The following is a 15,176-nucleotide window of genomic DNA, read 5'->3' as shown; positions in this document are numbered from 1 at the left end:
CCGGCGGGCGGGCGCCGGCACCGGTGCGTAGCGTGTCCTGATCATGCGCGTGGCGACCTTCAACCTCTTGCACGGGCTGGCCCTGGACGACGGGTCGGTCCGCGCCGACGCGCTGCGCGCCGCGGCGCGGACCCTCGACGTCGACCTCCTGGCGCTGCAGGAGGTCGACCTGGGCCAGGAGCGGTCCGGCGGGGTCGACCAGACCGCGCTCGTCGCCGAGGAGCTCGGCGCCCGGAGCTTCTGCTTCGCACCGGCGGTCCTGGGGACCCCCGGGGACGCGTGGACAGCCGCGACCTCCGCAGCCGGGGAGGCGGTGACCGGGCCGGCGTACGGGATCGGGCTGGTCTCCCGGCTCCCGGTGCGGCGCTGGTGGCTGCGCCGCTTCCCGCCGGCCCGTCTTCCGATGCCGCTGCTGGTGCCAGACCGTCCCCGGCCACGCCTCATGGTCGTCGAGGACGAGCCCCGGGTCGCCCTGGCCGCGCTGGTCGACGGGCCGCACGGGCCCTTCACCGTGGTCGGGACCCATCTGTCGTTCGTGCCCGGGGTGAACCTGCGCCAGCTGCGCAGCGTGGCGCGATGGGTGGCCCGCATGCCGGCCCCGGTGCTGCTGCTCGGCGACCTCAACCTGCCGGGCCGGCTGCCGAGCCTCGCGACGGGGTGGCGCGAGCTCGGCGGCGGTGCCACGTACCCGTCGTTCTCGCCCCGCGTCCAGTTCGACCACGTCTTGGCGCACGGGCTGCCGCCGGGCGTTGGTCACCACGCCGAGGTGCTGCGCCTGCCGGTCAGCGACCACTGCGCGATGCGCGTGTGGCTCGAGACGGACTGAGGAGCTCGGCGAGCTCCTCCCCGCCGGGCAGGCGGTCCGGGCGTACGACGCGCCCGCTCAGCACATCGTAGAAGGCGGCGCCCACGCGCTCCTCCGGCACGCCGGCGACGCGCGCCCACGCGGCGCGGTAGAGCGCCAGCTGCAGCGGGTCCGCGGGCCGGCGCCCGGTCTTCCAGTCGACCACGTCGAAACCGTCCTCGGTCACGTAGACCGCGTCGATGCGACCCCGCACGACCCGGCCACCGAGCACCAGCTGGAACGGTGCCTCGACGTGCAGGGGTACCCGCGACGCGTACGGGCCGCGCAGGAACGCCTCCTTCAGCTGCGCGAGGTCGGCCTCGGCGTCGACTTGCGCGTCGGCGGCCCCCGTCAGGTCGGTGCGGTCGATGAGCGCGTGGCTCCCGAAGTGCGCCTCGACCCACGCGTGGAAGCGGGTCCCCCGGCTCGCCGCGTCGGCCGGCGGGCGGGGCATCGGACGGGCCAGGTCGCGCGCCAGGCCGTCGGGGTCGGCCACCAGGCGCACGACCGCGGACGCGGAGAGCGCATCCGGGAGGGCGACCTCGCGTACGGCGGCCCGCCGGGCCGCCTCCTCCTCCAGCAGGGACGCGAGATCACTGTCCCACGCCGCGACCAGGGACAGCTGCGCCTCGCCCAGCCCCGAGGACTCCACCGGCAGCAGGTCGAGCTGGGATGCGACGGCCCCGGCCTCGATGAGAGCGGCACGGACCAGGTCCGCCCCCTCCCGGCGAGCCACCAGCGCCGCGGGGTCCAGGGGTGGCGGCCATTCGTGGACGTGGGTCGGCTCCAGACCCGGGTTGCGCTCGTGCACCGGCTCCTCGGCCCACCGCGCCACCGTCCCGAAGCCGGCGTCGCAGTGCTCCTTGATGGCGCGCAGGAACTGCGACGGCCCGCGCGGACGCGCCTGCGTGGGTCCCCACCAGTGGGAGCTGGCCAGCAGGAGGTCCTTGGCCCGAGTGGCAGCGACGTAGGCCAGCCGGCGCTCCTCGACAGCGTCGAGGTCGCGGCAGGCTCGGTCGAAGTCCGCCAGCCCGCTGCCGGACCACTCCCGCACTTCCGGGTAGTCCTCGGCGTCGCCGCGCAGCCGGTTCGGGAGCGTCTTGGCCGAGCGGGTCCAGCGCGGCCGGCCTCGGGTCGCGGGGAAGACACCGGCGGTGAGGTCGGGGACCACCACGACCGGCCACTCGAGGCCCTTGGCCTTGTGCACCGTCATGACCTTCACGCTGTCCTGGTCCGACGCCGCCGTCGTGTCCAGGCCCTGGTCGAAGTCCTCGGCCGCGTCGAGAAAGGCGAGGAAGGCACGCACGCTGGGGTCACCGTCGAGGTCGGCGAAGCCGGCCGCGTGCTCGACGAAGGCGCCCAGTCCGGACGCACGCGAGGCCTCGACCTCCAGCCCGGTCACCGCGAGGACCCGCCGAACGAGGTCGACCAACGGTTCGCCGAGGTGTGCCCGCAGCTCGCGCAGCTCGGCCGCCAGGCGGGTGAAGCGGGCCCGCGCCTGTGGCGAGTACGCCGCTGCCCCTGGGTGCTCCAGCGCCTCGCAGAGGCTGACCACCTCGGCCGGGTCGACCCCCGCGACCGCCTCTTCGAGGGAGCGTTCGAGCGCCGCCGCCTCCTCGAGCTCGCCGGTCCGGCCCCCCGACCCAGCGACACCCACCAGGGCCGAGGCGCGGCGGCCGAGCAGCGCCAGGTCGCGTGGGCCGATCCGCCATCGCGGACCGGTCAGCAGGCGCAGCAGGGCCGCGTTCTCAGTGGGCTCGTCGAGCACCCGCAGGGTCGCGACCAGATCGGCCACCTCGGGCAGCTGGAGCAGGCCACCCAGCCCCACGACCTCGACCGGGACCCCCCGGGCGGTGAGCGCCGCATGGAGGGCGGCGAACCCCGAGCGCGCGCGGAGCAGGACCGCCACGTCGCGGGGGCGGTGCTCGCCCCCGGCCAACAGGCCGGCGATCTGCTCGGCCACCCAGGCGACCTCGTCCTCGGCGGTCTCCATCAGCGCGCAGTGGACCCACCCGTTCGCCTCGGCGCCGGGCCGGCTGTGCAGCTCGGGGACCGCGGCGTGGCGGGCCCGCAGCGGCCGGGACAGATCGTTGGCCAGCGCGAGCAGGTGGCCACCGGACCGGTTGTTCTGGGTCAGCACGTAGCGGCGGGCGGGTGACCCGTCGCCACGGCGGAAGTGGGCGGGGAAGGCGTCGATGTTCGCGACGCTGGCGCCGCGCCAGCCGTAGATGGCCTGGCACGGGTCCCCGACGGCGGTCACGGGGTGGCCCGCGACGGCGAACAGGGAGGTGAGCAGGACGCGCTGCGCCACCGAGGTGTCCTGGTACTCGTCGAGGAGCACCACCCGGAAGCACTCCCGCTCGGTGGCGCCGACGGCCGGCTGCTCGGCGGCCAGCCGCGTGGCCCACCGGAGCTGGTCACCGAAGTCCAGCAGCGCGCGTTCGGCCTTCTCGGTCCGTAGCGCGTCGACGACGTCGGAGAGCTCCCGGCGCTTGCGCGCGGCGCGCGCCGCCTCCCGCACCGCCGCCGCGGGACGCGGCACGGCGGACAGGCGGTCCAGCAGGGCCGTGTCGTGGTCGCGCAGCTCCCCGGTCGAGACGAGGTGCTCCGACAGCTCGGCCTCGAGGGCGACCACGTCGCCCACGAGGGTGGCGACGGTGGTGTCGAGCTCGCGGTAGGGGCCTCGCGCCCGCCGCAGGACCCGTTCGGCCAGCTGGAAGCGCGTCGCGTCGGCGAGCAGGGTCGCCTGGGGCTCGATGCCGATGCGCAGTCCGTGCTCGCGCAGCAGCCGACCGGCGTAGGCGTGGTAGGTGGCGACGGTGGGCCAGCCCTCGGACTCATCCACGCCCGCCCGCGCCAGCGCCGTCCGCAGCCGGTGGGCCAGCTCGGCGGCGGCCTTGTTCGTGAAGGTCAGCCCGAGCACCTCCTCAGGGCGGGCCTGACCCGTGCCGACCAGCCAGACGACCCGTGCGGCCATCACCGACGTCTTCCCCGATCCCGCGCCCGCCACCACGACGGCCGGCTCCAGCGGCGCGGTGGCCGCCGCGAGCTGCTCCTCGGTCAGCGCCACGCCGAGGAGCTCGCGCAACCCCTCGGGCCGGTCCAGGCTCGGCGGGCTCACGGAAGCAGCCCCCGCCCCTCCGGCAGTGCCGGACACGCCGTGCGGTACTGGCAGCGCCCGCACCGCGGCCCGGGCGTCGGCGCGAAGTCCTCCGTGACCAGCGCCGCCACCGCCGACTCGAGCAGCTCCTCGACGGGGACCGGAGCGTCCGCGGCGGGCGCCGGCTGACGTTGGACGTACGGAAGCCCCCGCCGGTCCTCGCGAAGATGCACCAGCTCGGCTCCCCCCGGCGGGCGGCCCGCGGCCTCGGGCAAACAGTCCAGGGCGCCCGCGCGCACCGCGAGCTGGTAGAGCCCCAGCTGCGGATGCTCGTCGACTTCGCGCTGGGTCGGCGGAGTGCGGCCCGTCTTGAGGTCCACGACGACCACCGCGCCATCAGCGTCGAGCTCGACGCGGTCCATCGACCCGCGCAGCGTCACCGCCCGGTCGCCGACCGGGACCGTCACCTCGAAGCGGACCTCCGAACCCACGAGCCGGCGACCGTGGGCCGCGACGCCACGCCGCCAGGCGAGGAACCGGCGTAGCGCCTCGACCGCCTGCGTCCGCTGGCTCTCGGATTGCCAGGCCGCCTCGAAGGCGAGCCGGTCCCAGACGCGGTCGAGGCGAGCGGAGAGCGCCTCGGCATCGGGCTCGGCGTCGCCACGCTCGACGGCGTCGGCGAGGGCATGGACCACCGAGCCGAACCCCAGGGCGGCGCCGCGGGCCTCGCGGCCCCCGACCTCGTGGTCGAGGAACCAGCGCAGCCGGCAGTCGGTGATCCCGGTGAGGGAGGAGGCCGACAGGACGAGCGCCTCCTCAGGCGCGAAGAGCGGGATTGCGGCCACGCTGAGCTCTTCCAAGCCCCACCAACGGTCCGGGTGGGCCGCGGGGACCAACGGCGTGCCGTCCGGGGCGCGGGCGGCGGCCAACCGGGCCAACCGCGCCGCGGCGGCCGAGCGCAGCGCGCTGTCCGCCGCCGGGTCGGTGACCACCTGGCGAAGCTCGCGCACCAGGGCGCTCAGGGTCAGCGGGCGACGGCTGGCGTCCTCGGTGCGAGCCTCGACCGCGGTCCCGAGCTCGGCGAGGAAGCGGGAGGGGCGGGAGCCGTCGTCCTCGGGGGAGTCCACGGCGGTCACCACGAGCCGGCGCCGGGCGCGCGTCACCGCCACGTAGAACAGGCGGCGCTCCTCCGCGAGCAGCTCCCCGCGAGAGGGCGGCGGCACCAGGCCGAAGCGGTCGAGCCGGTCGGCCTCGAGCACCGACGCGCGCCTGCGCAGGTCGGGCCAGCTGTCCTCCTGCACGTCGCAGACGACGACGACGTCCCACTCCAGCCCCTTGCTGCGATGGGCGGTCAGCAGGCGAACCGCATCGCCACGGGTGCCGCGCTCCGCCAAGGTGTCGGCCGGGATCTGCTGGGCAGTGAGCTCGTCCAGGAAGGCGGCGATCGCGCGGCGTGGGCCACGCTCCTCGTCTCGCGCCGCGGCGTCGAAGAGAGCGACCACGGCGTCCAGGTCGCGGTCCGCCGCATGACCCTCGCGCCCCCCCAGGAGCGACTGGCGCTCGAGGCGGCGCGGCCAGGCCGTGGAGTCCCACAGGTGCCACAGGACCTCGTGGGTCGAGGCACCACGGTCGGCGAGCTCCCTCGCCGAGTGCAGCAGCTCGCCGAGCGCACGCGCAGCTGACACCGCCGGGTCGGCGGGCCTGTGCGCCATCTCGGGGCGCCGGCTCTCGGGCACCTCCGCCACCGTGGCCGGCGACCCGAGCAGCGACGGCTGGGCCAGCGCCTCGCGCACGAGCTCCGCGCTCGGTCGCGGGAGCACCGCGCCCCGCGTGCGCTCCCGGGCGCGCAGGCGCCGGCCGAGCCGGCGCAACCCGGAGGCGTCGAGCGCCCCGAGGGGGGAGAGCAGCAACGCGCGCGCCGCCTCCTGGGTGAGCGCAGCGGGATCGGTGATCACGCGCAGCGCGAGCAGCAGCGGTGCAACGGCGGCTTCGCGCACCAGCGGCAGCTCATCACCGGCGACCTCGATCGGGACCCCTACGCCGCCCAGGACGCGCTGGGCCAGGGGTATCGAGCGAGCGCCTGAGCGGACGAGCACCGCCATCGACCCCCAAGGGGTCCCCGCGTCCAGGTGCTCGCGACGCAGCAGGTCACCCACCGCCTCCAGCTGCGCAGCGGCGCTCGGGAAGGTGCAGACCTCGACGGCACCGTCGGGCGTGTCCGGCCCCGGCCGCAGCGCACGGTGCTCGCGCAGCGGCATGGACAGGCCGGCTCCCGCAAGGGGCATGGCCACGGCGAGGCGGCGGGAGGCCGTGAGCAGGGTGCGGCCCGCTCGCCGTGAGACGTTCAGCGTGAGCACCCGGGCAGGGGAACCGTCGACGCCCCGGAAGCGGTCGCGGAAGTCGAGCAGGCCGCGTACGTCCGCCCCGCGGAAGGCGTAGATGGACTGGTCCGGGTCTCCCACGGCGAGCAGGTCCCGACCGTCGCCGGCGAGCGCCCGGAGCAGCCGCTCCTGGCCAGGGTCGGTGTCCTGGTACTCATCGACGACGACCAGGTCGAAGCGGTCACGCAGGGCGTGGCGCGCCACCTCGCCCTCCGCATGGACGGCGGCCCGGTGCACCAGCTCGGCGTAGTCGACGGCCCCGAGGTCGTCGAGGACGGTGAGGTAGTCGTCGAGGAAACGCGCGCTCGCCGACCAGTCCGACCGGCCGGCCGCCCTCGCGAGGGCGGCCAGGTCCGGAGGCTCCAGGCCGAAGCTGCGGGCGCGGGCCAGCAACGTGCGCACCTCATCGGCGAACCCGCGGGTCCCGAGGGCGAGCACGAGCTCCTCGGGCCAGTCACGACGGCCGTCCACCCGGTCCCCGAGCAGGAGCTCGCGCACCACCACGTCCTGCTCCGGTGCCGAGAGCAGGCGCAACGGACGCCCCGCATCCTCGGCTGCCCGGGACGCGGCCACCAGCGAGAGCGCGAAGGCATGGAAGGTCCAGGCCGGCTGCACGGACAGGGCACGGCCCAGCCGCAGGGTGAGCCTCCTCCGTAGCTCCGACGCCGCCCTGCGGCTGAAGGTGAGCGTGAGCACCCGGTCGGGGGAGCATCCCCGTTCCACCCGCTGCGCGACGGCCTCGACAAGCGTCGTGGTCTTGCCCGTCCCCGGTCCCGCAAGCAGCAGCACCGGTCCGCAGCCTCGGCGCGAGACCACCTCGACGACCGCCCGCTGCGCCGGGTCGAGCCGCACCGGCGCGGGCGTGCTCGCAGGAGCGGCGACCAGTCGGTACGTCGGCGCCGGGCCGCTCACCCGGACCAACGAGCGTCCCGCAGCACGATCCGGTCGCCGCGCAGCGGGACCCCTTCGGCGCGAAGCCGCCGCAAGGCCTCTGTCTCGTGCCCCGGCGCCGGACGGCCACTGGCCAGGACCACGCGCCACCAGGGCACGGCACCGCCGTAGAGGGCCATGACCCGCCCCACGGTGCGTCCGGAGCCCTCACCGAGCATCTCGGCCACGTCCCCGTAGGTCACGACCGACCCCGACGGCACCCGCTCCACGAGGTCGAGGACGCGTTCGGCGTGGGCGGGCAGCGGAGACGGCACGGACCCCATCTTGACCGGGGCCTCCGACGGGACGTGACACGATCGTGCGGTGACCGTGCAGGAGCACGCGCGCGTCGAGGTCGTCGAGCCGCCGCTCGCCCAGCGCGTGCGGCGACCCGCGGACGCGCTGCGCTTCGCCGTGGCACTGGTCGCCCTCGTCCTCACCCTCGTCCTCGGCACCATCGCGCACGGCACGGCCACCGGGGTCGAGACCGACGTGGTCCAGGCGGTCTCCCTGGTCCCTGCCGTGGTCCTCTTCCTGCTCAACCTGATCACCGGCGTCGGGCTGCTCGGCCTGCCCATCGCGGTGAGCCTCGACCTGCTCGTGCGCCGCCGACCCCGACAGCTCATCGACGCGATGGCCGGGACGGCCTTCGCGGCCGTCGTCGTGGTGGCCCTGAACACCGGGATCGTGCACGTCGACCGCCTCAGCCAGCTGCGCTTCGCCCTGTCGGTCGGGGTCGCCAGCGGGACCCTGTCCAGCCCACTCTCCGTCCTGCTCGCGAGCACCGTCGCGTTCCTCGTGGTCGCCCGTGTCGGGGAGCGGCGCGGACTGCTCCCGCTGTCGGTCGTCGTGGTCGGTGCCAGTGTCGCCACCACGCTGCTGGCCGGCCGGGCGACGCTGCTGTCGGTGGCGGCCGGGATCCTGCTCGGCCTGACGATCGGGTTCGCCGCCCGGGTCGTGCTCGGGACCGTCCCCAGCCGGCCGAGCGGTCGCGAGATCGCAGCCGTCCTCGCCGGCTCGCTGCCCGACCTCGTGCGTCTCGAGCGCATCCCGTCGCGTCCCGAGGACGGCCGGCGCTACGCCGGGTCGCGCGCGGGTGGGGCGCCGGTCGACGTCGTCGTCCTGGATCGCGACCTGGAGGGCGCGGGACTGGCCTACCGGCTCTGGCGGCTGCTGCTCGTCCGCGGGCCGGCAGCCGGGCGGACCCTGGTGTCGGTGCAGCAGACCCTGGAGCGCGACGCGCTGATGACCTATGCGCTCGCCGCCGCCGGCGTCGGCACCCCCCGGCTGCTCGCCGTCTCCGAGGTCGGTCCGTCCGCCGTCATGCTCGCCTACGAGCACCGGGACGCCCGGGCACTCGCCGATCTCGAGCCCGGCGAGGTCGACCAGGCGCTGCTGGAGTCGATCTGGGAGGAGCTGGCCGCGCTTCGCCGGGCCAACCTCGCCCACCGGGAGCTCACCGCCGAGAACATCTGGGTGACGCCCGGCCGGGCGATCCTGCTCACCGGCATGCGCGGCGGCGAGGTGGCGGCCACCGACCTGCACCAGCGCCTCGACGTCGCCCAGCTGCTCACCACGCTGGCACTGGTGGCCGGACCGCGGGCCGCGGTAGGCGCGGGCGCAGCGGTGCTCGGCCCCGACGCGCTGGCGACGGCGCTGCCGGTCCTGCAGTCCCTGGTCCTGGCCCGCAGCACCCGGCAGGCGCTGCGCCGGCAGCGGGGGCTCCTCGAGGAGGTCCGCGAGGCGGTCATGGCGGTGGCCCCCGCCGAGACCACCGGCGTCGCCCCGGACACGAGCGTCGAGCGCCTCACCTGGCGGCGGCTGCTCCTCGTGGTCGGCGGCGCCGTCGCGGCCTACGTCCTGCTGTCCCAGCTCTCCGACGTCGACCTGATCGGGCTGCTGCGACGGGCCGACTGGCCCTGGGTCGTGGTTCTCGTGGCGTGCTCGGCACTCACCTACATCGGCGCCGCGTTCAGCCTCAACGGGTTCGTGCTCGAGCGGATCCCGCTGCCGAGGACCCTGCTGGCCCAGCTCGCCTCCTCCTTCGTCAGCCTGGTCGCCCCACCCGCGGTGGGCAGCCCTGCCGTGAACGCCCGCTTCCTGCAGCGCCAGGGGCTCGAGGGCCCCGTGGCCCTGGCCACGATCGGGGTGTGGCAGGCGATGTCGTTCGTCGTGCATCTGGTGCTGCTGGTCACGGTCGGCGTGCTCGCGGGGACCCAGGCGCACACCTCCTTCGACCCGCCCGAGGGAGCCGTGGTGGGAGCGGCCGTCCTGCTGCTGGTGGCCGGCGGCTTCCTGTCACTTCCGTGGGCGAGACGCACCATCGGCTCGCGGCTGACCACCCTCGGCCGTCAGGTCATTCCGCACCTGCTCGCCGTGGCACAGCGGCCGGGCAAGCTGGCCGAAGGCATCGGCGGCAGCGTGTTCCTGAACATCGCCTACTGCGCCGCGCTCGTCGCGTCGGTGCGCGCCTTCGGCGGCGACCTGCCGTGGCCCGCCATCTCGGTGGTCTATCTCGCCGGTGCCGCGGTGGGCTCCGCGGCGCCGACCCCCGGCGGGCTCGGCGCGGTCGAGACCGCCCTCGCGGCCGGCCTGACGGCGGCGGGGATGGAGGGCGGGGCCGCCGTGTCGAGCGTGCTGCTCTTCCGCCTGGCGACGTACTGGCTGCCGGTGGCCCCCGGCTGGGCGGCCTTCCGCTGGCTGCAGGCCAAGGGCTCCCTGTGACAGCCCGACATCAACGCGGGTGGTCGGGACTTGTCAGACGCTCCGCGCGCTCCCGCGCCCGGTTCGCCGGACGGCTCCTCGTGGCGGCCTCGCCACGACCGTAGCCGTGTCTCAGTAGGACGGCTTGTCCGGTTCGACCTGGTTGACCCAGGCCACCACGCCGCCCCCGACGTGCTTGGCGTCGGAGAGCCCCGCCGCCTTGAGGACCGCCAGGACCTCGGCCGAGCGCTGACCCGTCTTGCAGTAGAGGATGACCGGCTTCTCCTGCGGCAGCGACGCGAGCGCGTCGCCGATGAGGAAGTCGTTCTTCGGAACCAGCACCGACCCTGCGATGTGCACGATCTCGTACTCGCCCGGCTCGCGTACGTCCACGAGCAAGAAGTCCTGCTCCCCCGCGTCACGGGCGTCCAGGAGCTCCTTGAGCTGCTTGACGCTGATCGTGGAGTCCTTGGCCGCCTCGGCGGCCTCCTCGCTGATCGTGCCGCAGAAGGCCTCGTAGTCGATGAGCTCGGTGACGGTGGGGTTCTTCCCGCACACGGCGCACTCGGGGTCCTTGCGGACCTTGATGGCGCGGTACGTCATCTCGAGGGCGTCGTAGACCATCAGGCGACCGACCAGCGGCTCGCCGATGCCCGTGATCAGCTTGATGGCCTCGTTGACCTGGATCGAGCCGATCGAGGCACAGAGCACGCCGAGGACGCCTCCCTCGGCGCAGGAGGGCACCATGCCGGGAGGCGGCGGCTCCGGGTACAGGCAGCGGTAGCAGGGGCCGTGCTCGGCCCAGAACACCGACGCCTGGCCGTCGAAGCGATAGATCGATCCCCAGACGTAGGGCTTGCCCAGCAAGACCGCGGCGTCGTTGACCAGGTAGCGCGTGGCGAAGTTGTCGGTGCCGTCGACGATGAGGTCGTAGTCGGCGAACAGAGCCATGACGTTGCCGCTGTCGAGACGCTCCTCGTGGATACGGACGTCGACGTAGGGGTTGATCTCGGCCACCTTGTCCGCGGCGGACCGGGCCTTGGACCGGCCGACGTCGGACTGCCGGTGGATGACCTGGCGCTGCAGGTTGGACTCGTCGACCACGTCGAACTCGACGATGCCCAGCGTCCCGACCCCGGCGGCGGCGAGGTACATGAGAGCCGGCGACCCCAGGCCACCGGCCCCGACGCAGAGCACCTTCGCGTTCTTCAGTCGCTTCTGGCCGGTCATGCCGACGTCCGGGATGATCAGGTGTCGGCTGTACCGGCGAACCTCGTCGACACTGAGTTCGACGGCGGGTTCCACCAGGGGCGGCAGGGACACGACGAGCACTCCTCTCGCGGCAACGCTGCCGACAACGGTGTCACGGTGGGCGGCATTCCCGACGAGGCGTCCGAGGAGTGGGCGCGGGCTCAGCCGGGGCGACCGGCCGCAGCGCAGCGGTCCAGGTGGTCTCGGACCAGCCTTGCGACCACGTGCGGGCTCTCCATCTGGGCCACGTGGCCCGCACGAGGCAGAACGACGAGCCGGGCGTGCCGCATGCGGTGCGCGGCGCGGCGCGAGGCACGTACCGGCACGAGCGCATCCCTCGCTCCGTGCAGGATGAGCGTCGGCGCGACGACGCGATCCACCGAGGACCACAGCCCGTCCACTCGAGGAGCGGAGGCGGCGATGAGCCCACGCATCGACCGGGCGAGCGCGTCGGCCGCATAGAGCTTGCGTCCGCGGGCCTCCGCCTCGACGATCGCCGCCTGACGCCACGCGTCCGGGACCTGCGACGGCTCGGCGAAGCACAGGCGGATGGCGCCCGCGACCCGCTCCTCGGGCGTGAGCACGGACACCCGGCGCGACAGCGCCGGACCCACCAGCGGCAGGCCGAGCGCCCCCACCTCCGTCCGCCACCGGGTCGGGACCCAGTCGGGCAGGGCCGGGGACACCAGGACGAGGCTGCGTACCAGGTCGGGCCGTCGCGCGGCCAGCCGCACCGCGACCGCCCCGCCGAGGGAGTTGCCGAACAGATGCACCGGCCCGTGGCCGTCCGCCTCGATGAGCTCCTCCACCGCCCGGGCGTGCGCGTCGACCCCGTAGTCGCCGTCGTGCGGCGGCGGGCTCTCGCCGAACCCCGGCAGGTCGGGCGCCCGGCACGCCAGCCGGTCCGCGAGCAGGGCGCTCGAGGTGGTCCAGTTCAGCGCGGAGCCACCGAGGCCGTGGACGAGCACGGCGGGCTGGGCACCGGGAGCGGCCGGCGTGGTGCGGACCGACAGCGTGATCTCGCCGGGGAGCGCGAGGGTCTCCGCGGGCCAGCCCTCGAACGGGGCGGCGATCCCGAGGTCGCCCGCGTCGACGATCACCTCACCAGCGACGAGGTGGTGGACGCCTTCGGCGTGACGCGCTTTCACGACACGATCCTCACACCCCGGCGCACGGCCTCGTCAGGCGGGGACCAGGAAGCTCTCGAGGCGGCGGTTCAACGCCGCGAGGCTGGCCCGTACGACCGCGGCCCGTACGTCGTCGCGCACGGCGCTGACCCCCGTGAACCGCTCGCTGCCCCGGCGCGTCACCATCGAGATCTCCACGACGACGGCGCGCTCGCTGCCCATCGGCGAGACCTCGAGGTGCTCCACCTCGAAGCGCGCGGCAGCGCCGATGCAGGTCTCCACGGCGCGCAGCGTGGCCTGGGCCACGGCGCGGTGGATCGAGCTCGGTGTGGCTCCGGATCGCGCCGAGCCGACGTAGGCGGTCCCCTGGAAGGCCAGGCTCACCTCGACGTCCACCGTGAGGTCGGCCGAGGTCAGCTGGAGCTTCTCGATGAGCAGCCGGTTGCGCTGCGCCGGCGGCAGGGTGATCTCGCCCGGGACCGGGCGCAGGCCGGCCCTGCCCTCGGTGCTGGTGCTCGGGCGGACGCCCTCAGCAGCGATGCTCGGGCCCACGCCCTCAGTGCTGATGCTCGGACCCACGCCCTCGGTGCCGATGCTCGGGCCGACGCCCTCGGCCTGCACCGGACCGCCCACCGAAGGGCCAGGCGGCGTCCCCGCACCGGCTCCCCCGGGTTGTGCCTGGGTGCCCACGCCTGCTCCTTCGACCCTGAGGCCCCCCTGCTCCCTCGCCTCCGAGCCGCCCGACCGGCGGGGCCGCCGCAGCGTCGACTCGTCGACCACGGCGACCCGCTCGGCGTCGACGGCGAGACCGAACCGCTCGCGCAGCACTCGGTTCACCGCCGCCGCGACGGCCACCTCGTCGGAGCCGGGCTCCAGCGTCAGCCGCAAGGTCCCGGCACCGCCGGGACGCCCGTCCGGGGCGATCTCGGCGTCGGCGACTCCCGGCACGGCGCGCAGCGCCGCGACGATGTCCCCGGCGGAAGCGCCGGGCCCCCCCTCGCCCACAACAGCGAGTGTGGCAGCAGGTCAGGGTCCCGGGCTCCCTCGTTCCCCCGTCTGGAGCATCAAGCGGACTCGGTCTTCTCGCGCTTGGCCGCCTCGACGCTGGCCCGAAGGGCCGCCATGAGGTCCACCACGGAGCCAGCCGTGGGCGCCTCCGCCGCGGCCTCGACGACCTCGTGCCCCTCGACCTTCGCGTCGATCAGCGCCTGCAGGGCGGCGCGGTACTCGTCGGAGTACTCGGTCGGGTCGAAGTCCCCCGCCATCGCCTCGATGAGCGACTCGGCCATCGCCAGCTCCTGCGGGCGTACCTCGACGTCCTCGGTGAGGAAGGCGAAGTCGGGCGTGCGGACCTCGTCGGGCCACAGCATCGTCTCCAGGACGAGCACACCGTCGCGGACCCGCAAGGTGGCCAGCGACTCACGCTGCCGGAGGGCCACCTTGACCACCGCCACCCGCCCGGAGGCCTCCAGCGCCTCGCGCAGGAGGACGTACGGCTTGGTCCCGACTCCCTCCGGTTCGAGGTAGTAGGACCTCGAGAAGTAGATCGGGTCGACCTCCGCCAGCGGCACGAACTGGAGCACCTCGACCGTGCGCTGGGTCGGGAGCGGAAGCTCGGCGAAGTCCTCGTCAGTGAGGACCACGGTCTGGCCGGTCGGGAGCTCGAAACCCCTGGCGATGTCGGCGTAGGGGACCTCCTCGCCGTCGGCCTCGGCGACCCGCTTGTAGCGGATCCGGCTGCCGTCGCTACGGCGGACCTGGTGGAAGGCGACGTCACGCTCCTCGGTCGCGCTGTAGAGCTTGACCGGGATCGTCACCAGGCCGAAGGAGATGGCACCCTTCCAGATCGTGCGCATCCTGACGAGGGTAGCCACCCCGGTAACGTCGCGACCGTGGCTTCGGACAGAGTGCTGGTCGACGTCGACGGGCGCCGACTGACCCTGTCGAACCTCGAGAAGGTGCTCTACCCCGACTCGGACGTCACCAAGGGCGAGGTGCTCGACTACTACGCCCGTGTCTCGCCGTTGATGCTGCCGCACCTTCGGGGCCGTCCTGCGACGTTTCGACGCTTCCCCGACGGTGTCGACGCGGACTCCTTCTTCGAGAAGAACGCGCCCCGCGGCACGCCCGAGTGGGTGCGCACCGTCCGGCTTCCGGTGCCGGGGTCGACGAAGCAGCGCGAGACCATCGACTACGTCGTCGTCGAGGACCTCCCCACCCTGGTGTGGGCGGCCAATCTCGCCGCCCTGGAGATCCACGTCCCGCAGTGGCGGGTCGACGGCGCCGGGCGGGCGCTGGCGCCGGACCGGCTCGTGCTCGACCTCGACCCGGGTCCGCCCGCCAGCGTGGTCCAGTGCTGCGAGGTCGCGGTGCTGCTGTCCCAGATGCTCGCTGACGACGGGCTCGCACCGTACGCGAAGACGTCGGGGTCCAAGGGTCTACAGGTGTACGCCGCCGTACGTGATGCCTCGGCGGAACGAGCCTCGGCATACGCGCGGGAGCTCGCGGTCCGCCTCGAGTACGACCGGCCGGACCTCGTCGTGTCACGGATGACGAAGTCCTTGCGCCCGGGGAAGGTCTTCCTCGACTGGTCGCAGAACAACGCCGCCAAGACGACCGTGGCGCCGTACTCGCTTCGGGCGCGGCCCCGCCCGACCGTCTCGACCCCCCTCACCTGGGCAGAGGTCACCTCCTGCCGCGATGCGGCGGACCTCGCCTTCACGGCCGCGACCGTGCTCGATCGCGCGCACCGGTTCGGCGACCTGTTCGAGGGCCTGGACGTGCAGCAGCCCCCGCCGCTTCCGTGACGGGGGCTGCCGCGCTCAGGGGTCCGCAGGTCT

The 15,176-nt window shown here is 74.4% G+C and carries 10 protein-coding genes; 3 read left to right on the top strand and 7 right to left on the bottom strand.

Annotation, left to right across the window (positions count from 1 at the left end; all coding sequences use genetic code 11):
- Positions 1-43 precede the first annotated feature (43 nt).
- On the top strand, positions 44-826 hold the full coding sequence (locus VMI11_03875; protein ID HTY71546.1) for an endonuclease/exonuclease/phosphatase family protein: 783 nt from the start codon (positions 44-46) through the stop codon (positions 824-826).
- Here VMI11_03875 and VMI11_03870 read toward each other — a convergent pair.
- Genes VMI11_03870 through VMI11_03860 form a run of 3 tightly spaced genes read right to left on the bottom strand, consistent with a single transcriptional unit; the run spans position 783 to position 7,530 of the window.
- Positions 783-3,965, bottom strand: coding sequence for an ATP-dependent DNA helicase (locus VMI11_03870; protein ID HTY71545.1), 3,183 nt, complete (start codon positions 3,963-3,965; stop codon positions 783-785). The two genes, VMI11_03875 and VMI11_03870, sit on opposite strands and share 44 nt — an antisense overlap.
- Positions 3,962-7,237 carry an ATP-dependent DNA helicase gene (locus VMI11_03865; protein ID HTY71544.1) on the bottom strand — a complete coding sequence of 1,092 codons (3,276 nt, stop codon included), beginning with the start codon at positions 7,235-7,237 and terminating at the stop codon, positions 3,962-3,964. Before VMI11_03865 ends, VMI11_03870 begins: the two co-directional genes overlap by 4 nt.
- Positions 7,234-7,530, bottom strand: a complete 297-nt coding sequence (locus VMI11_03860) for an MGMT family protein (protein HTY71543.1) — start codon at positions 7,528-7,530, stop codon at positions 7,234-7,236. The genes VMI11_03865 and VMI11_03860 overlap by 4 nt, the downstream gene beginning before the upstream one ends.
- Before the next feature lie 49 nt (positions 7,531-7,579).
- On the opposite strand from VMI11_03860, the gene VMI11_03855 reads away from it, so the two are divergent.
- Complete coding sequence (locus VMI11_03855) at positions 7,580-9,979, top strand: lysylphosphatidylglycerol synthase transmembrane domain-containing protein (protein HTY71542.1); 2,400 nt, start codon at positions 7,580-7,582, stop codon at positions 9,977-9,979.
- A 111-nt stretch (positions 9,980-10,090) separates the two neighbouring features.
- Here the strand turns inward: VMI11_03855 and moeZ are convergent, their stop codons facing one another.
- The 4 genes from moeZ to VMI11_03835 form a co-directional block, all read right to left on the bottom strand.
- Positions 10,091-11,281 (bottom strand): adenylyltransferase/sulfurtransferase MoeZ, encoded by a 1,191-nt coding sequence (moeZ, locus tag VMI11_03850; protein HTY71541.1) that lies wholly within the window; start codon positions 11,279-11,281, stop codon positions 10,091-10,093.
- Between the two features lie 89 nt (positions 11,282-11,370).
- The gene (locus VMI11_03845) at positions 11,371-12,357 is read right to left on the bottom strand and encodes an alpha/beta hydrolase (protein HTY71540.1); all 987 of its coding nucleotides are present in this window, start codon (positions 12,355-12,357) and stop codon (positions 11,371-11,373) included.
- A 33-nt stretch (positions 12,358-12,390) separates the two neighbouring features.
- Entirely contained in the window at positions 12,391-13,341 is a 951-nt protein-coding gene (locus VMI11_03840; GenBank protein HTY71539.1) for a hypothetical protein, read from the bottom strand.
- A 59-nt stretch (positions 13,342-13,400) separates the two neighbouring features.
- Positions 13,401-14,192: a Ku protein gene (locus VMI11_03835; GenBank protein HTY71538.1), complete on the bottom strand. Its 792-nt coding sequence runs from the start codon at positions 14,190-14,192 to the stop codon at positions 13,401-13,403.
- A 36-nt stretch (positions 14,193-14,228) separates the two neighbouring features.
- On the opposite strand from VMI11_03835, the gene ligD reads away from it, so the two are divergent.
- Positions 14,229-15,143 (top strand): non-homologous end-joining DNA ligase, encoded by a 915-nt coding sequence (ligD, locus tag VMI11_03830; protein ID HTY71537.1) that lies wholly within the window; start codon positions 14,229-14,231, stop codon positions 15,141-15,143.
- The last annotated feature ends 33 nt before the right edge of the window (positions 15,144-15,176 follow it).

The sequence above is a fragment of the Actinomycetes bacterium genome (genome assembly GCA_035506535.1).
In the GTDB taxonomy this organism is placed as follows: domain Bacteria; phylum Actinomycetota; class Actinomycetes; order DATJPE01; family DATJPE01; genus DATJPE01.
This window is presented reverse-complemented; position numbering and strand designations above follow the sequence as displayed.